The organism is Paraburkholderia sp. BR13444, assembly GCF_040948755.1.
Lineage (GTDB): Bacteria > Pseudomonadota > Gammaproteobacteria > Burkholderiales > Burkholderiaceae > Paraburkholderia > Paraburkholderia youngii.
In genome coordinates, this window is the sequence record NZ_JBFPKM010000007.1 from 97,216 (window position 1) to 117,162 (window position 19,947).

Annotated in this window: 15 protein-coding genes; 7 read left to right on the forward strand and 8 right to left on the reverse strand. The window is 66.0% G+C overall.

What is annotated here, in order from left to right:
- The first annotated feature begins 83 nt into the window (after positions 1 to 83).
- Positions 84 to 1,103: a class I fructose-bisphosphate aldolase gene (locus AB3X95_RS20845; protein WP_176125722.1), complete on the forward strand. Its 1,020-nt coding sequence runs from the start codon at positions 84 to 86 to the stop codon at positions 1,101 to 1,103.
- 119 nt (positions 1,104 to 1,222) lie between these two features.
- On the opposite strand, the gene AB3X95_RS20850 is transcribed toward AB3X95_RS20845, so the two are convergent.
- Positions 1,223 to 1,507: a hypothetical protein gene (locus AB3X95_RS20850; protein WP_368622427.1), complete on the reverse strand. Its 285-nt coding sequence runs from the start codon at positions 1,505 to 1,507 to the stop codon at positions 1,223 to 1,225.
- Between the two features lie 153 nt (positions 1,508 to 1,660).
- On the reverse strand, positions 1,661 to 3,805 hold the full coding sequence (locus tag AB3X95_RS20855) for a hybrid sensor histidine kinase/response regulator (RefSeq protein ID WP_184227468.1): 2,145 nt from the start codon (positions 3,803 to 3,805) through the stop codon (positions 1,661 to 1,663).
- A 266-nt stretch (positions 3,806 to 4,071) separates the two neighbouring features.
- On the opposite strand from AB3X95_RS20855, the gene AB3X95_RS20860 reads away from it, so the two are divergent.
- The 5 genes from AB3X95_RS20860 to AB3X95_RS20880 all read left to right on the forward strand — a co-directional run bounded on the left by AB3X95_RS20860 (position 4,072) and on the right by AB3X95_RS20880 (position 10,505).
- Positions 4,072 to 5,697: an FAD-dependent oxidoreductase gene (locus AB3X95_RS20860; RefSeq protein WP_368622428.1), complete on the forward strand. Its 1,626-nt coding sequence runs from the start codon at positions 4,072 to 4,074 to the stop codon at positions 5,695 to 5,697.
- 39 nt (positions 5,698 to 5,736) lie between these two features.
- Positions 5,737 to 5,910 (forward strand): hypothetical protein, encoded by a 174-nt coding sequence (locus AB3X95_RS20865; protein WP_184227466.1) that lies wholly within the window; start codon positions 5,737 to 5,739, stop codon positions 5,908 to 5,910.
- A gap of 140 nt (positions 5,911 to 6,050) precedes the next feature.
- Positions 6,051 to 7,247, forward strand: coding sequence for an HlyD family secretion protein (locus AB3X95_RS20870; protein WP_368622429.1), 1,197 nt, complete (start codon positions 6,051 to 6,053; stop codon positions 7,245 to 7,247).
- Positions 7,244 to 8,833, forward strand: coding sequence for a DHA2 family efflux MFS transporter permease subunit (locus AB3X95_RS20875; RefSeq protein ID WP_368622430.1), 1,590 nt, complete (start codon positions 7,244 to 7,246; stop codon positions 8,831 to 8,833). The genes AB3X95_RS20870 and AB3X95_RS20875 overlap by 4 nt, the downstream gene beginning before the upstream one ends.
- 70 nt (positions 8,834 to 8,903) lie before the next feature.
- Positions 8,904 to 10,505 carry an efflux transporter outer membrane subunit gene (locus AB3X95_RS20880; protein ID WP_368622564.1) on the forward strand — a complete coding sequence of 534 codons (1,602 nt, stop codon included), beginning with the start codon at positions 8,904 to 8,906 and terminating at the stop codon, positions 10,503 to 10,505.
- 46 nt (positions 10,506 to 10,551) lie between these two features.
- Here the strand turns inward: AB3X95_RS20880 and AB3X95_RS20885 are convergent, their stop codons facing one another.
- From AB3X95_RS20885 to glgX, 3 genes are all read right to left on the reverse strand, one after another.
- Positions 10,552 to 12,618: an AI-2E family transporter gene (locus AB3X95_RS20885; protein WP_184227463.1), complete on the reverse strand. Its 2,067-nt coding sequence runs from the start codon at positions 12,616 to 12,618 to the stop codon at positions 10,552 to 10,554.
- Positions 12,619 to 12,712: 94 nt separating this feature from the next.
- Positions 12,713 to 12,889: a DUF2934 domain-containing protein gene (locus AB3X95_RS20890; protein ID WP_176105945.1), complete on the reverse strand. Its 177-nt coding sequence runs from the start codon at positions 12,887 to 12,889 to the stop codon at positions 12,713 to 12,715.
- Between the two features lie 160 nt (positions 12,890 to 13,049).
- The gene (gene glgX, locus AB3X95_RS20895; protein ID WP_368622431.1) at positions 13,050 to 15,263 is read right to left on the reverse strand and encodes a glycogen debranching protein GlgX; all 2,214 of its coding nucleotides are present in this window, start codon (positions 15,261 to 15,263) and stop codon (positions 13,050 to 13,052) included.
- A gap of 295 nt (positions 15,264 to 15,558) precedes the next feature.
- Between glgX and AB3X95_RS20900 the strand changes: the two genes are divergently transcribed.
- On the forward strand, positions 15,559 to 15,981 hold the full coding sequence (locus tag AB3X95_RS20900; protein WP_368596234.1) for a PRC-barrel domain-containing protein: 423 nt from the start codon (positions 15,559 to 15,561) through the stop codon (positions 15,979 to 15,981).
- A 44-nt stretch (positions 15,982 to 16,025) separates the two neighbouring features.
- On the opposite strand, the gene AB3X95_RS20905 is transcribed toward AB3X95_RS20900, so the two are convergent.
- From AB3X95_RS20905 to AB3X95_RS20915, 3 genes are read right to left on the reverse strand one after another with little or no spacing between them, the layout of a single operon-like run.
- Positions 16,026 to 18,287 carry a xanthine dehydrogenase family protein molybdopterin-binding subunit gene (locus AB3X95_RS20905; protein ID WP_368622432.1) on the reverse strand — a complete coding sequence of 754 codons (2,262 nt, stop codon included), beginning with the start codon at positions 18,285 to 18,287 and terminating at the stop codon, positions 16,026 to 16,028.
- Positions 18,284 to 19,291, reverse strand: coding sequence for a xanthine dehydrogenase family protein subunit M (locus AB3X95_RS20910; protein WP_368622433.1), 1,008 nt, complete (start codon positions 19,289 to 19,291; stop codon positions 18,284 to 18,286). The genes AB3X95_RS20905 and AB3X95_RS20910 overlap by 4 nt, the downstream gene beginning before the upstream one ends.
- A complete protein-coding gene (locus AB3X95_RS20915; RefSeq protein WP_176125711.1) occupies positions 19,288 to 19,848 on the reverse strand; it encodes a (2Fe-2S)-binding protein in 561 nt (186 codons plus the stop codon). The genes AB3X95_RS20910 and AB3X95_RS20915 overlap by 4 nt, the downstream gene beginning before the upstream one ends.
- Between the last annotated feature and the right edge of the window lie 99 nt (positions 19,849 to 19,947).

A 19,947-nucleotide genomic window follows, 5' to 3' on the forward strand; every position in this document is an offset into this window, starting at 1 on the left:
CCCACCCGTCACGCAAAGGAAACCGTCACCGGCACTTCTCCGCACACCGCATCGTACGGAGCCTACCCAAGGGAGCACACCTCATGGACACCCGTAGCGAGCTGCAAGCCACCGTCAAGGCGATGATTCAACCGGGCAAGGGGCTTCTGGCCGCCGACGAAAGCGGCCCGACCATCGCCAAACGCTTCAAGACGATCGGCCTCGAATCGACCGAAGAAAACCGTCGCGCGTATCGCAACCTGCTGCTGACGACACCCGGCCTCGGCGAGTTCGTGAGCGGCGTGATCCTCTACCAGGAAACGCTCGGCCAGAAAGCCGACGACGGCACGCCGTTCCCGCAGGTGGCCGCGGCGAATGGCATCGTGCCCGGCATCAAGGTGGACCTCGGCAAAGTGCCGCTCGCGCTCGCTCCAGGCGACGAAATCACCGAAGGCCTCGACGGTCTCGCCAAACGCTTCGTCGATTACAAGCGACAAGGCGCTCGCTTCGCGAAGTGGCGCGCGGTCTACAACATCAGCGCGAGCCTGCCGAGCCGGCTCGCGATCGAGGCGAACGCCGATTCGCTCGCGCGCTACGCGGCGATCAGCCAGGAAGCCGGCATCGTGCCGATCGTCGAACCCGAGGTGCTGATGGACGGCGATCACACGATCGAGCGTTGCGCCGAAGTGACCGAGGCCGTGTTGCACGAGGTGTTTCATGCGCTGCATCGGCATCGCGTCGTGCTCGAACATATCGTGCTGAAGCCGAGCATGGTGCTGGCCGGCTCCGAGCATGAGCAGCAGTCGAGCACCGCGCATATCGCGGCGGCGACCGTGCGCGTGCTGATGCGCACGGTGCCCTCTTCGGTGCCGGGTCTCGTGTTCCTGTCGGGCGGACAGTCGCCCGAGGAAGCTACCGCCAATCTCGGCGCGATGAACCGGCTCGGCGCGCTGCCGTGGAATCTGAGCTTTTCGTATGGGCGCGCGTTGCAGGAGCCGCCGTTGAATGCGTGGCGCGGCCAGCCGGGCAACGTAAAGGAAGCGCAGCAGGCGCTGCTCAAGCGCGCGCGTCTGAATGGCGCGGCCGCGCTCGGCAAGTACGACCCGTCGATGGAAAAGGATTGAGCGCTGGCGGGCGCAGCGCGAATCGCCCGTCATCACGCTTGTGCACAAAAACGCAGGAGCCGACACGCCGGGGCACCGGCGCGTGGCTCCTTCTGCACTTCTGCCTCAATACGCGGCGCTTACTGCCCCTTCGTATCGCTGCTCGCGTCGGCGCCCGGCATATTCGTCGAATCGGTCATGGGCTTCTTCGACTTCGAATGCTTCTTCATGTGATGATGGGTCGCAGGCTTGGTCGTCGTCTCCGGGCTCGCGTCGCCGCCCTCGCGCGACGAGGTCGCGGCGTTGGTGCTCGGGTCGTTGCCGGCCGGCCCGCCGCCACCGGCGCCACCGCCGGCACCTTGGGCCATCGCGAGCGACGAAGCCGCGAGCAAGGTGGAAACGAGCACTGCGTGTCTGATCTTCATGGCGATTCTCCTGGGTGTCGAGAGTGTCGAAAGGAAGTGGGCGCGCGGCAGCCGCACGCGCAAACCTCGCACTCTTTTCAGCAAGGGCTGTGCCGCAGCACAGCACGACAGGAAAAGCCCATGCGCGCAATGCGCGAACGGCGTGCCGCGGCTTCAGGTGCCGCACGCCACCAGCGCATGCAATTCGTCGATATTGAACGGCTTCGAGAGGATTGCGATGCCGAGCCGACGCGCGCGGTCGAGCTCGTCGGCGTAACCGGTCATTAGCGCGATCTTCTGCGACGGCCACGCGCTGCGGATCTTCTCCGCGAGGTCGATACCGTTCAGCTTGCCCGGCATCTGGATGTCCGACAGCACGAGCTCGAAGCGCTCGCCGGCGCTAAGCACGTCGAACGCCTGGTCGGCGGTCGGCTCGTGATGGACCTCGCAGCCGAAGGTTTCGAGCACTGCGGTCACGCCGGCCGCGACGTCCTCGTTGTCCTCGACGAGCAGTATGACCCCGGCCGCGCTCGGCAACGGCTGGCGCGCATCGACGCCGGCCGTTGCGGCGCGCTCGCGATAGCGCGGCAGAAACATCCGTACCGTCGTGCCGCTGCCCAGCACGCTGTCGATCTTCGCGGTGCCGCCGGCCTGCTCGGACATCGACAGGACCTGGGCGAGCCCGAGGCCGGTGCCCGAACCGCGCAGCTTGGTCGTGAAGAGCGGCTCGAACGCGCGTCGCGCGACCGATTCGGGCATCCCTTCGCCGTCGTCGGAGCAGGCGATCAGCACGTACTCGCCGTCCGGCAGCAGTGTGTCGCTGCCGACCAGCCGATTGTTCTGGCAGCGGATCACAAAGCGCCCGCCGCGCGGCATCGCATCGCGCGCGTTCATCGCGATGTTCACGATCGCGAACTCGAGATCGGTCGGATCGACGAGCACCTGCCACAGGCCCTCCGGTATGCGCAGCGCCAGCTCGATCGTGTCGCCGAGCGCCGCGTTGATCAGCGGCACGGCGGCCGGCAGCCAGCGCGCAAGCTCGACGGGCTCCTGCTTCAGCGGCTGCTTGCGCGCGACGCTGAGCAGACGCCGTGTCAGCGCTTCGGCCGTGGCGGTGGCACGCTCGACCGCTTGCACTTCCTTCTCGAGATCGTTGTAATGCTTGAGCCGCGCTAGCTCGGTATTGGCCGACACCACCATCAGCAGATTGTTGAAATCGTGCGCGACATTGGCGACCAGATTGCCGAGCGCGCCCATGCGCTGCAGTTGCCGGCTCGACGCCTCGGCCGACAGACGCATTGCGACCTCGCCCTGCCAGCGCTCCCACGCGCGGCGCTCCGCTTCGAGCTGGCGCAGCGAATACAGCACGAGCGCCCAGATCGCGATACAGGGCACCGCCGTCAGAGCCGCGATCAACAGAAAGTGCATGCGCCATGCCGCGACGATCGACGACGTCGCGTACGCGCTCATCACATACAACGGGTAGTCGCCGACGCGGCGAAACGCGAGCAGCCGCTCGACGCCGTCGACGGTCGAATTCAGACGCACGTGGCCGAACAGCTGTTTGTCGCGCAACGCGGACATGAACGCGCTGTGCATCGATGGCCGCGCGCCGGCCGGCCATGGCGGATAGCGCACCAGCAGATTGCCGTCCTGCCGGTAGAGTGCGAGCGCGAGCGACGGATCGCCGTTGGTCAGTTCGTGATAGAAGCGCGAAAAATATTCGTTGCGCAGCGCGACCGTGACCGCGCCGAGAAACCGGCCGTTCGCGTCCGAGCGGCCGATCGCGGTCGTGAAGACGTCGACCTTCGAGAGTGGGCCGAACATCGGCAGCGAGTAATACGGCTGCGGACGCATCGCCTTCGCGGCGAGAAAATCTTCGCGCTGGCCGATCTGCACCGCCGGAGCCGGATACGCGAGGCTCGACACGAGCAGCTCGCCGTTCACGCCGAGCAGTGCGATCGATGCGACCTGCGGAAAGTCGCCGCCGATGCTCTGCAGGCGCTCGTGCAATTCGCGCTCGCGCGCACGGATCTGTGCATCGTCGGAATCGCCGAGCAGCTCGATCACGCGCGAGGCCATCTGCCGGTTCAGATCCAGCACCTTGACGGCCTGCTCCTGCGCCACGCGCGCGAGGCGGTCGATCATATCGTTCGCATCGGAGATCCGGCGCTGGTAGTCGAAGTAGCCGTAGCCCGCGAGGCAGGCCAACGGAAACACGATCGACACGGCCAGCACGATCAGCAACATGCGCCGTGTCGCCGCGAAGTTGCGTGACGGCATCGGCACATCGACTGCGACACGTTCTGCACGCTGCACGGTCACCTGCTCCATCAAAGTTGCATACGGTCAGGGAAGGCATTGCCTGTGAATTCGCACGCCGCTGTTCGCGTGCTAATTCCCCTGCCTCGAAATTTACCGCAACTCGGCCTATCTTCCCAAGCGGGTTCGCTGCATCACTTCGCTAACCCGGGCGGGCACATCGATTGCTGCTTTATCGCTGCTCGATGGCAAGCCCACTTCCGTTCCTGCTCGCGACGCGCCTCGCTGCGCTGCGCGAGCCTTTCCATGCACGAGGCCTCACCATGTCGACGACTGCCCGCCGCGTTGCGCGGCTATCGGAATTGCCGGCGGAGCGCGCGGTGCGCGTCACCGTGGACGACACGCCGATCCTGCTCGTGCGCGACGGCGACACCGTGCACGCGTACTCCCCGGATTGCCCGCATGCGGGGGGCCCGCTCGAAGAGGGCGCGCTGTGCCACGGCCGCATCATCTGTCCGTGGCACAAGGGCACCTTCGATGTCGCGACCGGCAACGTGCTGGAGCCGCCCCCGCTGCTGCCGCTCGATCGCTACCCGGTCACGCTCGATGGCGACGACGTACTCGTGTCCGCGGAAAAAATCGTCGCGCCGGAAGCGGCGGCGCACACGCCCGCGCTCGATACCGCCGCGCAACGCAAGCACTACGTGGTGATCGGCGCGGGCGCGGCCGGCGCCGCCGCCTGTGCCGCGTTACGCGAGTTCGGCTTCGAGGGCCGCATCACGCTGATCGGCGACGAAGCGCACGCGCCGTACGACCGCACTTCGCTGAGCAAATTCGTTCCGTCGTTCGAAATGCCACCCGCCGACGTGCCGCCGCTGCTGCCGCCCGATTGGCTGCACACGCACGGCATCGAACGGATCGTCGCGAAGGTCGCGCGGCTCGACGTGCCCGCGCGCACGATCCATTTCGAAGCCGGCGCGGGTAATGGCGGGCAGAGCATCGAGCCGCTCAAATACGACACCGCGCTGCTCGCCACCGGCAGCGTGCCGAAAGTGCCCGACATTCCAGGCTGCGAACTCGGCGGCGTGCACGTGCTGCGGCACCTCGACGATGCCGCCGCGTTGATCGACGCGCTCGGCGACGATGCATCGCAAACCCGCGTCGCGATTCTGGGCAGCAGTTTCATCGGCCTCGAAGTCGCATCAGCGCTGCGCAAGCACGGCGTACCCGTCACCGTGATTTCGCGCGACAAGATGCCGTTCGTGAAGCAGTTCGGCGAGCGCGCGGGCCAGATGTTTCGCGCGCTGCACGAAAGCAATGGCGTGAAGTTTTATCTCGACGCGAAGGTCGCCTCGCTCGAGGGCGAGGAAGGCAACGTGCATACGGTGATGCTTGCGGACGGCGAAGCCATCGCCGCCGATGTCGTGTTGCTGGGCACGGGGGTTGCGCCGGCTACAGGGTTCGTCGAAGGACTGCCGTTGCAGAAGGACGGCGGCGTGGTCGTCAATGCCGGCATGAGCGCCGCGTGCGGTCTGTATGCGGCCGGCGATATCGCCGTGTTCTCGCTGCACGAGAACCAGGAGCCGCTGCGTATCGAACATTGGCGCGTCGCGCAGCAGCATGCGCGCATCGCCGCGCAGAACATGTGCGGCTTGCGTACCCGCTATGCGGACGTGCCGTTCTTCTGGACCTATCACTACGGCAAGAACTTCGAATACCTGGGTCATGCGAGCGAGTGGGATGAGATCGTCGTCGATGGCGACTTCGATCATCACCAGTTCATCGCGCTGTACGTGCGCGACGGCAATGTCGACGCGGTGTTCGCCTGCGAGCGCGAAGCGCTGACCGCGCGGCTTTCGGACGCGATGCGCGGCGGGCTGTCGCGCGCCGACGCGCTCACGATCATCGGCGCGACGGCCGGCAGCGCGCCGCAAGCGGCGGCGTCGTGAGCCATCGTCTTGCCGTTCAACCTTGAGGAAGGAGCCACCATGACGACACACAAGGAACAGCATCCGCACTCGGAAAAGAGCGAACAGCAGATCGACGAACAGGTCGAGGACAGCTTCCCGGCTAGCGACCCGCCTTCGACGGGCGGCACCACGAAGATCGAGCCGGAGCAGGACAAGGCAAAGACCGGGCACGACAAGCCCGCCGGTCAATAGGCGCGTGGCAGCGCGCTGCGCGCTGCCAGTGCTTCCCGAGCGCCCGCGGCCTCGCGCATTGCTGTGATCACGGCGGCCGCGGGTGGCATCTATTGCACTCCCTCATTCTCAACCCACTGGAACGACGGAAACGACTCACCATGTCAGACGAGACCGGCTCGGCCAGCACCGGGAAGGAAGCATCCGGGCGCGATGCGCCGCACGGGGATGCGCGCCGCGACGGCAACGACGCACGCGATGACGGAGGCAAACGCGGCAACGACAAGAACAAGGACAACGGCGACGAGGACAGCCAGCAGAAAAGGCCCGGCAAAAAACCGCTGATCATCCTCGGCGCGGTCGTGATCCTGATCGGCATCGTCGGCTTCGTCTGGTGGTTCGCGACCCGCAACGAAGTAACGACCGACGACGCCTACACCGATGGCAACGCAATCACGATGGCGCCGAAAGTCTCCGGCTACGTGGTGACGCTGGCGGTCGACGACAACCTGTTCGTGCACAAGGGCGACCTGCTGCTCGTGATCGACAAGCGAGACTACCAGGCACAGGTCGATCAGGCGAAGGCGCAGCTCGGTCTTGCGAAGGCGCAATTGAACGCCGCGCAGGTGCAGCTCGATATCGCACGCGTGCAGTATCCCGCGCAGTACCGCCAGGCGAAGGCGCAGACTTCGTCGGCGGAAGCGAATCTGCGCGAGGCGCAAGCCGCCTGGCAGCGTCAGCACTCGGTCGATCCGCGCGCGACTACGCAGCAGAACGTCGATACCGCCGACGCGCAGCGCCAGTCGGCCGGCGCGAGCGTCGAGCAGGCGCGTGCGCAGCAGCGCACCGCGAGCCTCGTGCCGCAGCAGTTGCGCGAGGCCGAGGCCAGCGTCGACGAACGCCGCCAGCAGGTGCATCAGGCCGAGGCGCAGCTCGAACAGGCGCAGCTGAATCTGTCGTATTGCGAGGTGCGCGCACCGTCGGATGGCTGGATCACACGGCGCAACGTGCAGCTCGGCAGCTTCCTCACCGCAGGCGTGTCGCTGTTCTCGATCGTCACGCCGCAGGTATGGATCACCGCGAACTTCAAGGAATCGCAGCTCGAACGCATGCGCCCCGGCGACAAGGTCAAGGTCGAGGTCGACGCGTATCCGAAGCTCGACCTGCGCGGCCATGTCGATAGCGTGCAACTCGGCAGCGGCTCGCGCTTCTCAGCGTTCCCGACCGAAAACGCGACCGGCAACTTCGTGAAGATCGTGCAGCGCGTGCCGGTCAAGATCATCATCGACGAAGGTCTGCCGCGCGATCATCCGCTCGGGCTCGGCTTGTCGGTCACGCCGAAGGTGTACCTGAAATGACGGCGTCCGATGCCGCGCCAGGCGACGAATCGTCGAACTGGAAGCCATCCGCGAATCCGTGGCTGATCGCGATCGTCGTCACGCTCGCGGCGTTCATGGAAGTGCTCGACACGACCATCGTCAACGTCGCGTTGCCGCATATCGCGGGCACGATGTCCGCGAGCTACGACGAAGCGACGTGGACGCTGACCTCGTATCTGGTCGCCAACGGCATCGTGCTGCCGCTCTCGGGCTTCTTCGGCCGGCTGCTCGGCCGCAAGCGCTATTTCCTCGTCTGCATCATTGCGTTCACCGTGTGCTCGTTTCTGTGCGGCATCGCGACAGATCTGTGGCAGCTCATCATCTTCCGCTGTTTGCAGGGCTTTTTCGGCGGCGGGCTGCAACCGAACCAGCAGTCGATCATTCTCGACACCTTTCCGCCGCAGCAGCGCGGCCGCGCGTTCTCGATCTCGGCGGTTGCGATCGTCGTCGCGCCGGTGCTCGGACCGACACTCGGCGGCTGGATCACCGACAACTTTTCGTGGCGCTGGGTGTTCCTCGTGAACGTGCCGTTCGGCGTGCTGACCTCGCTCGCGGTGATGCAGCTGGTCGAGGACCCACCGTGGAAACGCAAGGGCGACCTGCGCGTGTCGGTGGATTACGTGGGCATCGTTCTGATCGCGGTCGGCCTCGGCTGCCTGCAGGTGATGCTCGATCGCGGCGAGGACGACGACTGGTTTTCATCGAACTTCATTCGCGCGTTCGCGGTGCTCGCGGTGTCGGGCATCGTCGGCGCGACCTACTGGCTGCTGTACACGAAAAAGCCGGTCGTCGATCTGCGCTGTCTGAAGGACCGCAACTTCGCGCTCGGCTGCGTGACGATCGCCGCGTTCGCGACGATTCTCTATGGCAGCGCGGTGCTCGTGCCGCAGCTCGCGCAGCAGCAGCTCGGCTATACGGCGATGCTCGCGGGCCTCGTGCTGTCGCCGGGCGCGGTGCTGATCACGATGGAAATCCCGCTGATCAGCAAAATGATGCCGCACGTGCAGACGCGCTTTCTGGTGGCGACCGGCTTCGGGCTGCTCGCGTGCGCGCTCGCGTATTCGCATACGCTCACGCCGGACATCGACTACTTCACACTAGTGAAGATGCGCAGTGCGCAGTCGCTCGCGATCGGCTTTCTGTTCGTGCCGATCACGACGCTCGCGTATCTGACGGTGCCGCCGCGGCTCAACGACGACGCGTCCGCGCTGTTCACGATGTTTCGCAACGTCGCGGGTTCGATTGGCATCTCACTGTCGACCGCGATGGTTCGCGAGCGCACGCAGGCGCGCATGGCGCACCTGTCGGAGTTCATGTCGCCGCTTTCGCAGAACTACAACGATACCTTGCAACGCAACGCCCAGAGGATCGCGGACATGAACGGCATGCCGCTTTCGCAGGCGCTGCAAACCGCAAATGGCCATCTGTACACCACGTACATCTCGCAGGCGACGTTCCTCGCCTATGTCGACGTGTTCGCGTTCCTCGCGATTTTCTGCACGCTTTGCATTCCGATCACGATTTTCTTCTCACCGGTCAAAGCGTCCGGCGGCGGAGGACATTGAAGTGAAGCTTCGTTTGAGGCGCAACGTTCTCGATTCCGCTACGGGTTTGATTGCGTGTGTCGTCATCGGCATGCCGGCGCTGCTGCTCGCTTCCTGCACGGTCGGCCCCGACTTTCATGCGCCGCACGCCGACGTGCCGGCGCAGTGGCACGATACCCAGCGCACCGCTGCGAGCGATGCGGCCGCTAGCGGCGCATCTTCCGCAACGGCGGCCAACGTCGCTTCGGTGCCGACGCTCGACACCGATCCCGACCCGCGCTGGTGGCGCAGCTTCAACGATCCGACGCTCGACGCGCTGATCGCCCGCGCCGCGCTCGGCAACCTGGACTTGCAGCAGGCGGTGCTGCGCATCGTCGAAGCGCGCAGCCAGGTGCAAGCGGCGGCCGCGCGAGGTTTGCCGAATCTGCGCGCGACCGCCAGCTATCAGCGCGAGCAGCTCGGCCTTAAAGGCTTTCTGGAGGAGAACGGCGCGTTCGACAAGGTCGATCAGCTCGGCGCGCCGAATTCGCCGGTCAATGCGATCGCACCGGGCGCGGGGGCCGCGCTGCAAAACGGCGCGAACAACCTGCTCGATCAGCTCACGGCGCCGGTCAATCTGTGGCAGGTCGGCTTCGACGCGACCTGGGAGCTCGATCTGTTCGGCCGCGTGCGTCGCTCGGTCGAGGCCGCGAACGCGCAAACCGAGGCCGCGTACGAAAGCCGCAACGACGCGTTGCTATCGCTCGAAGCCGAGGTCGCACAGACCTATATGCAGTTGCGCGGCGCGCAGACCTTGCACGACATCGCGGTGAGCCTCGTCGAGCAGCAAGGTGAAACCGTCGCGTTGACGGAGAGCCAGGCGAAGGTCGGACTCGCGAGCCAGCTCGATGTGCAAAGCGCCCGCGCCCAGCTCGCGCAAACGAAAACGCAGTTGCCGCAATACGATCAGCAGATCGCCCAGGCGCTGAACGCGCTCGCGTATCTGATCGGTGAGCCGCCCGGCGCGCTCGAAGCGCAGCTGAGCGCGCCGCAGACCGTGCCGCCGGTGCCGCCCGTCGTGCCGGTAGGCCTGCCGTCGACGCTCGCGCGGCGCCGGCCCGACATCCGCCGCGCCGAGGCGAACCTGCATGCGGCAACGGCGAGTGTCGGCGTCGCGGTCGCGCAGTTCTATCCGGACGTGTCGCTGACCGGCAAGGCCGGCACGCGCGCGACGAATGCGCGCGATCTCGCGCGCTGGTCGCACCTGTTCTATTCGTTCGGACCCACCGTGTCGCTGCCGATTTTCGAGGGCGGCGCGCTGGTCGCCAATCTGCGCATGTCCGAGGCCCAGCAGGCCGAGGCCGCGCTCGATTACCGCAAAACCGTGCTGACCGCGCTGCGGGACGTGGACAACGCGCTCGTCGTCTATCGCACCGATCAGGCGCGGCGCGATGCGCTCGCCGACAGCGTCAGCGCGCAGCAGGCCTCGTTCGATCTGTCGCGCGACAGCTATCGCAAGGGGCTCACGAGTTTCATCAACGTGCTGGACGCGCAGCGGCAGCTCGCGCAGGCGCGCGAGCAATACGCTCAAGGCACGACCCAGGTCAGCACCGATCTGGTGGCGCTCTACAAGGCGCTAGGCGGGGGCTGGCAGAGCGATGCGGATGCGGCGGGGGCGGCTGGCGCGGCGGCGCCGCCAGGCAGTGGCGGATAACCGGCCGCGATGCGGCGAGGCCGCCAGACGGCAAGGCCGCAAGGCGTCAGCCATGCTTGAACTGCGGCTCCGCAATCACCGTTCGCGTCGCATCGAGATGACGGCACGCGGCTAGCATCTGCTGCAACGACGTCACCGCGCAATCCGCTTCCAGCGACTCTTGCTGCTCCGCGCTCCACTGCTGCGTATCCTCGGGCGCCCAAAGGCCGACCACGATCGACACGTTCGGCAAGCGCGCGCGGATGCGCCGGATCAGATTGCGCAGATGCGACGGAATGCCGTCGATCTGCAGATACAGAAGGCAGACGATGCCGACGTCGTCGGCCTCGAGGCGATCGATCGACGCGCGCGACACCGCCTCGTGCGGCAGCGAGCGCGCCGCGAAGCCGTGCTTGCCGAGCAACTGCAGCAGGATCATCGTCGCGAGCGCGTCGAGCGGACCACGGCCCGGCAGGCACAACACGCGGCTCGTCGGCGCATGCCACGCGAATACGGGCTCTACGACGGACGGTTCGCTGCCCGGCTCCTGCTGCGGGCCGTGGGTCTGCTCCGGCGTGAGCGTCGCGGTGCTCATGCCACTGTTCGCCGCGTCGACCGATCGTGGCATCGCCCGCGCGGCCCGCGTTTCGTCGGAGGGCCCGAGCGGGCCCGCCGCGCCCCAGTTCGACTGCGTCGCGAGCGGTGCGGGCTCGCGATCCTCGTAGCCGTCGAGGCCGTCGACCAGCTCGTTGGTCGTCGATTCGATGCGCGCGAGCTGTGCGCTCGTCACGCTGCCGTTCGTTACGTCGCTGGCCGCGAGCCGCAAGGCCCCGATCGCGACTTCGTCGTAATAGGCCGACAACGAGCGATCACGCAGCAGCACTTCGGCCTGCTCGATCGGTTGATCCGGATCGCCGGCGAGCGCGCGTTGATAGAAGTTTTCGACCGGCGTCAGCGGCGGCTGATCGCCGAGCAGCACGTCGAGAAACTCGAGACGCCGCACATGCCGGCCGAGCACCAGCAGACACAGCGTCAACGGTGTCGACAGGATCAGGCCGATGGGCCCCCAGATCCAGCTCCAGAAGATCGCCGCGACCACCACCGAAAACGGCGACAGGCCCGTGCTGCGCCCATACAGCAGCGGCTCGACCACCTGCCCCACTGCGAGCTCGGCGACCACGAACAGCACCAGCGACCAGATCGCCATCTCCCAGCCGGGACTGACCGCGGCCGCGAGCGCGGTGGGCAGTATCGCCGCGATCCAGATGCCGACGTAGGGCACGAGCCGCAGCAGCGCCGCCAGAATGCCCCACAGGACCGGGCTCGGCACGCCGATCAGAAACAGCCCCGCGCCGATCACGACACCAACGCCGGTGTTCACGCCGAGCTGCGACACGAAGTAGCGGCTCAGGCGCCGCGCGGTCTCGTCCATCACCGTGGTCGTGCGATGCAGGTCGCGCGAGCCGAACAGACGGATCGCGCGATCGCGCAGGTCGTCGCGTTGCAGCAGGATCACGATCGTGACGACGAACACGATGAACGCGGTTTCCAATGGACTGATGGCCGGCGACAATACGCGTCGCGCGAGCTCGAACGGCGTCGGCACCGGCTCGCGCACCTCCACCGGCACCGCCGTCGATGCCTGCGGGCTCGCCGCGGCCGCCGCGCCGTTCGGCGCTGGTAATTGCGGCGGCTCGATCGTCGCGCGCTGCAACGCCTGCCCTGCCTCGCTCGCGAACCGGTTCAGCTTGCCGATCGTCAGGCTGTGCACGGTATCGAGCTTGTGATGGATGGTCGCCTGATAACGCGGCATGCCGGCGGCGAGATCGGTCAACTGTGTGGCGATCACCGCGCACAACAGCGCGATGACCGACACCGTGATCAGCACCGCCGCGCACACCGACGCGACATGGCCGAGTTTGAGCCGGGCCAGTGCATCGGCGAGCGGCGCGACGAGAAAGCTCAACAGAATTGCGAGCGTGATCGGAATCATCACCGCGCTCGCGAAGTACAGGCATGCGACCGCGATCACCGCGACGACGAATGTGACGAGGCCCTCGATACCGAATGCGGCGGTCGCTGCCTGAATACGCGCGGCGGGGCTCGTGGCGCGCGGCTCGGGTGTGTCGTTCATCTCGTGGAGGAAGATCGGGCATGGGAAAGCGGCCCCCGAGCCGCGCGCGATGCGCCGGCTCAGAGTCTCGTTACTCGCGAAGGCTAAGTAACGCCTATTTCATCGTGTCGCCCGACACCGGCCCGCTCTCGACCGGTGGTGCCTCTTTCTCGATCTCACTGCGCGCCTGCTCCCAGTATTGCTCGGGCGTGCCCTTCGGCTCGGCCGCCTGCTCCCACAGATAGTAGGCGCGCGTGCGGATCTGCTCGTCGACGCTCGGTTCCTGTTCCATTTGTTCACCCCAGCCTGGCTGTTTGCGTTCGCGCGTCTATCGTCGCGAAGAACGGAGACGCGTGCGTGTCGTCAACCACGGAGGGAGCAAACGTTGTACCCGGGCGGCGGCCCGCTTGTGCAACGTAGTACGACGGAACCGGCGTCGCTCACTCACCGGACTAGCCTGGCGATGAGTTGCCTTCGTCGGAGGTCAATTGTTCTTCGAGGCGCTCGAACACGCGCTGGGTCGCGCGGCTCGGCGCTTCGAGCGCGAACAGCAGCAGCGAGCGGCCCGTCACCTGGTACGCATCGCCCGCGCTGAATTGCGGCAGCTCGGCGCGCACCGGCATGTTGGTATCGACGAGGCAGGTCCAGCGCTCGCCCTCGGGAATGTCGGGCAGCGTGAAATTGACGACGTCGTGATGCGCGTTCAGCACCAGCAGCAAGGTCGCGTCGGACGCGAGACGGCGAATGCCGCTCGCCTGCGCGCGGCCATCGATCACGAGGCCGAAGCAGCGCATCGCCGGATCGGCCCATTGCTCGGCCGTGATGTCGGTGCCGTCCGGCGATAGCCAGCGCGTGTCGGTCACGTCGAGCGTCTCGTTGTATTCGCCAGTCAGAAACCGGCCGCGCCGCAGCACCGGCAAGCGGTGGCGCAGCGTGGTCAGCTTGCGCACGAACTCCGTCAGCGCGCGGCCGTCGTCGTCGATCGCATCCCAATCGACCCAGCTGATCTCGTTGTCCTGGCAATACGCATTGTTGTTGCCCTGCTGCGTGCGGCCGAATTCGTCGCCGGCGAGGATCATCGGCGTGCCCTGCGAGAGCAGCAGCGTCGCGAGCAGATTGCGCTTCTGGCGCTCGCGTTGCTGGCGGATGTCGGCGTCGTCGGTCGCTCCTTCGACGCCCATGTTCCACGACCGGTTGTCCGCATGGCCGTCGCGGTTGTCCTCGCCGTTTGCGTCGTTGTGCTTGTCGTTGTACGAAACCAGATCGTTCAGCGTGAAGCCGTCGTGCGCGGCGATGAAGTTCACGCTTGCCCACGGCCGCCGGCCGCGGTGATTGAACTTGTCGCCCGACGCGGTGATGCGTGTCGCGAGATCCGCAGCGGTGCTCTCGTCGCCCTTCCAGTAGGCGCGCACGGTGTCGCGGAAGCGATCGTTCCATTCGGCCCAGCCCGGCGGAAAACCGCCCACCTGATAGCCGCCCGGGCCGCAATCCCACGGCTCGGCGATCAGCCGGATGCTGGAGAGCACCGGGTCCTGGCGGCAGCTGTCGAGAAAGCCGCCGCCTTCGTCGAAGCCGTGATCTTCGCGGCCGAGGATCGTCGCGAGATCGAAGCGGAAACCGTCCACTTTCATTTCGGTGACCCAGTAGCGCAGACTGTCGGTCACCATCTGCAGCACACGCGGATGCGACAGGTTCAACGTGTTGCCGGTGCCGGTGTCGTTGATGTAGTAGCGCGGCTCGTCGGGCATCAGCCGGTAGTACGACGCGTTGTCGATGCCCTTGAACGAGATCGTCGGGCCGCGTTCATTGCCTTCGGCCGTGTGGTTGTACACGACGTCGAGGATCACTTCGAGGTCGGCCTGGTGAAAGCGGTCGACCATCTCCTTGAACTCGCCGACCGACTCGGTCGTTGACGCGAAGAAACGCGGATCGGCCGCGAAAAAGCCGATCGTGTTGTAGCCCCAGTAGTTCGTCAGACCCTTGTCGAGCAGATGTTTGTCGTTGACGAAGGTCTGGATCGGCATCAGCTCGACCGAGGTCACGCCGAGACTGCGGATGTGATCGAGCACCGGCTGCTGCGCCAAACCCGCGAACGTGCCGCGCAAACGCTCGGGCACTTGCGGATGACGTTTCGTATAGCCGCGCACGTGCGTCTCGTACAGAATCACCCGCTCCCACGGCAGCGCGTTGCGCTCCGGATGACTCCACGAAAAATTCGCGTCGACCACCTTGCATTTCGGCACGAAGGGCGCGCTGTCGCGCTCATCGAATGACAGGTCGAGCTCTTCCGAATCGAGCGTATAGCCGAAAATTTCCGGCGCCCATTTCAGCTCGCCGATGTGCGCCTTCGCGTACGGATCGAGCAGCAGCTTGTTCGGATTGAAGCGATGCCCGTTCTGGGGCTCGTAGGGGCCATGCACGCGATATCCATAGACGGCACCCGGTTTCAGATTCGGTACGAACACATGCCATACCTCGTCGGTGTACTCGGGCAGTTCGATGCGTTCGAGTTCGTGCTGGCCGGATTCGTCGAACAGACACAGTTCGACCTTCGTCGCGTGCGCGGAGAACAGCGCGAAGTTGACGCCGCTGCCGTTCCATGTCGCGCCGAGCGGAAAAGGCGTGCCTTCGGAAATGCGCATCGAGTAGCTGGCTGGGGATGACATAGATGGTCTCAGTGGATGCAAGGGAGGTTGGTATCTCGGGGGCATGCATGTGCTTTTTTCAACTGCCTTCCCACGTGTTCCGGGCTGCTCGCTATTCAAGTGTAGGCATTCGGGGCGAACGCGCCGGACATTGCACAGCGCGCACCCAGCAGGCGAGTTCGAACAGCAACTTTTGGGCCTGACGGACTTGCTTTCGCTCAGATCAAATGTCGCGGCATGAGATTTGCAGCATAGCGGCAAGGCGCACGCGTTCCGCGCAATCGAAGAGCCACGACAGCAATCAGGGAGAACACAGATGATGCGCAACACGCAGATCAAACCGCTGGCCGCTTCCGCATCGCTTCTCGCCGCCATTACGCTGATTTCCGCGTTGGGTCCGTGCGGCAGCGCGCTCGCGCAAGGCGCTCCGCAAGCGATCACCGAAAAACGCACGGACGTCGTGCAGCTCGCGAGCGGATATCGCGCGTCGAAGCTGTCGGGCGCGGACGTGTACAACCGCAACAAGGACAACATCGGCACGCTCGACGATCTGATCGTATCGCCGGGCACCGAGCGCACCACCTACGCGATCCTGTCGGTCGGCGGCTTTCTCGGCCTGGGCAAGCATCTGGTCGCCGTGCCGTTCAATGATCTGCAGATCGACAACCGGCGTGTCGTGCTGCCCGACGGGACGAAGAAATCGCTCGAGGCGTTGCCGGAGTTCAAGTACGCGGATTGAGCGCGGCGCTGCCGCGTCGAATCGATCGACGCGGCCACGGGCCGTCAGCCGAGCAGCTTGTCGGGCGTAATCGGCAAATCGCGGATGCGTTTGCCGGTCGCATGCCAGATCGCGTTGCAGACCGCCGCGGCCACGCCCACCACGCCGATTTCGCCGACGCCTTTGACGCCGAGCGGATTGACGATGTCGTCACGCTCGTCGACGAATAGCACGTCGATCTCGTGAATGTCGGCATTCACGGGCATGTGGTATTCGGCGAGATTGTGATTCATCTGCCGTCCGAGCACGTGATCGACCTGGCCGTGCTCGTGCAGCGCCATGCTGATGCCCCACACGACGCCGCCCGCGATCTGATTGCCCGCCGTCTTCGGATTGACGATGCGCCCCGCCGCGACCGCGCTGACCACGCGCGTCACGCGCACGGTGCCGAGCGCTTCGTCGACGCGCACTTCGGCGAACACCGCCGAATGCGTGCCCATCGAATATGCCTGCTGCTTGACGTGCGGCTTCACGCTCGCCTGCTCTTCGAGTTCGTCGAGGCCCGCGCGTTCGAGCAGCGTCGCGATCGCGATCGAGTCGTCCGCGTGCGGGCCACACACGAGCCGGTTGCCCTCGCGCCGCACTGCTTCGCGATCCACCGACGCGAAGCGCGCACCGCCATGTTCGCGCGCGAGTTCGACGAGACGATTGTGCAGGCGCGTGCAGGCCGCATCGACAGCGCTGCCCACTGACGACACCGTCCACGATCCGCCCTCGATCGGCGCCTTCGGCAGCCGCGTATCGCCGAGTTCGAAGCTGACGTCCGCGAGCGGCACGCCGAGGGCATCGGCGGCGATCTGCGTCATCGCGGTGTAGGTGCCGGTGCCGATATCGGCGGTCGAGCTCGACACCCTGACGCAGCCATCGGGCGTCAGCACCGCACGGGCGTCCGCTTTGTTCTGCATCGCGTCCCATGCACCGGTCGCCATGCCCCAGCCGATCAACTCGTTGCCTTCGCGGCGTGCACGCGGTTCGAGCGGCCGCCCCGCCCAGCCGAAGCGGGCCGCGCCTTCGCGATAGCAGTCGCGCAGCGCCTTGCTCGAAAACGGCAGGTTCTTGTTCGCGTCGCGCTCCGCATAGTTGACGAGCCGCAATTCGAGCGGGTCCATCCGCAATGCCTCGGCGAGTTCGTCCATCGCGACTTCGAGCGGAAAGAGCCCTTGGGTCGCGCCGGGCGCGCGCATGTCGGCCGGCGTCGGCACGTCGAGCTTCGCGACCTTGTAGCCCATCGACACGTTGTCGCATCGATACAACTGCCCGGCCCAGTTGACTACCACGTCGCAGAACTCCTCATAGCGCGAGGTTTCCGACACCGCCTCGTGGATCACCGCCTGCAGGCGGCCATCCGCCGACGCGCCGAGCGCGACGCGCTGCACCGATTGCGGCCGATGCGCGAAGGTGAACATCTGCTGCCGGGTCAGAGTGACGCGCACGGGTTTCTTCAGTTCGCGCGCGGCCATCACAGCGAGCGCCAGATGATATTGCGGCCGCAAGCCGGAGCCGAATGCGCCGCCGACGAACGGCGACACCACCTGCACTTCGTCGTCTTTCAAACCGAACACGCGCTGCAGATAGCCCTTCGTATTGACGACGCCCTGAGTCTTCTCGTAGACGGTCAAGTGTCCTTGCGCATCGGGCACCACGGTGCAACCGTGCATCTCCATCGGATTGTGGTATTGCGCGGGCGTGGTGTAGAACGCGTCTACGCGCACCTTGGCATCGGCCAGCGCTTTGCGCGGCTCGCCGCGCTCGGGCGGCGGCGGATCGAAGCCGCCCTTCTCCGCCGACGGCGGCACGGCGCTCATCAACGCCGCCTCGATATCGGTCTGATGAGAAGCGACCTCGTAGCGCACCCGCACCAGCGACGCCGCGTAGCGCGCGAGTTCGAGCGACTGCGCGACCACCAGCGCGACCGGCTGCCCGCTGTACCACACGCGCTCGTCCCACAGCGGTCTCAATGGCGTGCCGGCCGGCGCGATCATGTCCTTGAACGCATCGACGTCCGACGGCAGCGCCGGGCGCTTGCGATGCGTGAGCACGAGCAGCACGCCGGGCAGCGCTTCGGCGGCCGAGGTATCGATCGAGACGATCTTGCCCGAAGCGATCGTGCCCGACACGACGACGCCATGTACGAGCCCTTCGGCGCAGAACTCGGCCGCATATTGCGCGGCTCCGGTCACTTTGGCGAGGCCGTCGACACGCGAGTGCGGCACGCCGATCGCGTGCTTCGTGCTGCCTGTCGATGGCAAGGTTTCGGCACGGTTCATCGTGCGGCCTCCTCGAACGAACGTTGTGTGGCCTCGCCGAAGGCGCGCACGATCACGCGCGCCGCGAGTTCGATCTTGAACGCGTTGTCGCGCTGGGGGCGCGCATCGCGCAGCAGCGCCCCCGCGAAATCGCGCAAGGTCCGCGCGTTCAGCGTCTCGCCGCGCAGTGCGGCTTCGGCGGCGGGATCACGCCACGGCTTGTGCGCGACGCCGCCGAGCGCGCAACGCGCATCGACGATGCGCGAGTCGTCATCCAGTTCGACACCGACCGCGGCCGACGCGAGCGCGAACGCATACGATGCGCGGTCGCGCACCTTCACGTATGCGTGATGCGCGGCAAAGCCTTGCGGCGGCAACTCGATCGCGGTCACGAGTTCATCGTCGCGCAGGTTGGTATCAAGATGCGGCGTGTCGCCCGGCAGCCGGTGAAAATCCGCGAACGGCAGCGTGCGTGCGCCTTCGTTGCCGATCAGATGCACGGTAGCGCCGAGTGCCGCCAACGCGACGCACATATCGGACGGATGCACGGCGATGCAGTGTTCGCTCGCGCCGAGGATCGCGTGAATGCGGTTCACGCCGTGCAGCGCCGGGCATCCGCTGCCGGGTTCGCGTTTGTTGCACGGCGTACCCACGTCGTAGAAGTAGTAGCAGCGCGTGCGTTGCAGCAGATTGCCGCCGACCGTCGCGACATTGCGAATCTGCGGCGACGCGCCGGCCAGGATCGCTTTCGCAAGCAGCGGGTAGCGCGCTGCGACGGTATCGTCATACGCGAGCGCGCTGTTCGTTACGAGCGCGCCGATCATCAGGCCGCCTTGCGCCGACGCTTCGATCCGCCTGAGCGGCAAACGGTTGATGTCGACGAGCAAAGCCGGCCGCGCCACGTCTTCGCGCAACAGGTCGACGAGATTCGTGCCGCCCGCGATAAACGCGGCGGCCTCGTCCGACCGATGCCGTTCGAGCGCATCCTGCACCGCCTCGGCGCGCGTGTACGAGAAGCGGTTCATGGCCGCACTCCGCGTTGATTCGCGACTGGACTGGCTTGCCTTGCATCCTCGTCGCCGAAATGCGCCGCGTCGAGAATCGCGGCGACGATATTCGTATATGCGCCGCAGCGGCACAGATTGCCGCTCATCTGCTCGCGCACGTCGTCCGCGCAGCGCGCATGGCCTTCTTCGAGCATCGCATACGCCGAGCAGATTTGCCCCGGCGTACAGTAGCCGCACTGGAACGCATCATGTTCGATGAACGCTTGCTGCAATGGATGCAACGTATCGCCGTTCGCGAGACCTTCGATCGTCGTGATCGATGCACCGTCGTACACGACCGCGAGCGCGAGGCAGGTATTGATCCGCTGACCGTTGACGAGCGCCGTGCACGCGCCGCATTGGCCGTGATCGCAGCCCTTCTTGGTGCCAGTCAGGTGCGCATGCTCGCGCAGCAGATCGAGCAGCGAGGTCCACGCTTGAACGTCGAAGTGGCGCGTCTCGCCGTTGATCTCGAACGTCAATGCATGCGACGCGGGCGCGTCGGCCTGCGCGGTTTCAGCATCGGGGGTAGCCATCGGATTTCCTCCTCACAAGGCGTCGCGCAAGCAACGCGGCGCGCGACGAAACTCCATGCAACTCGAACCCATGCAAAACGGCGGCAGCGCGCGAGCGCG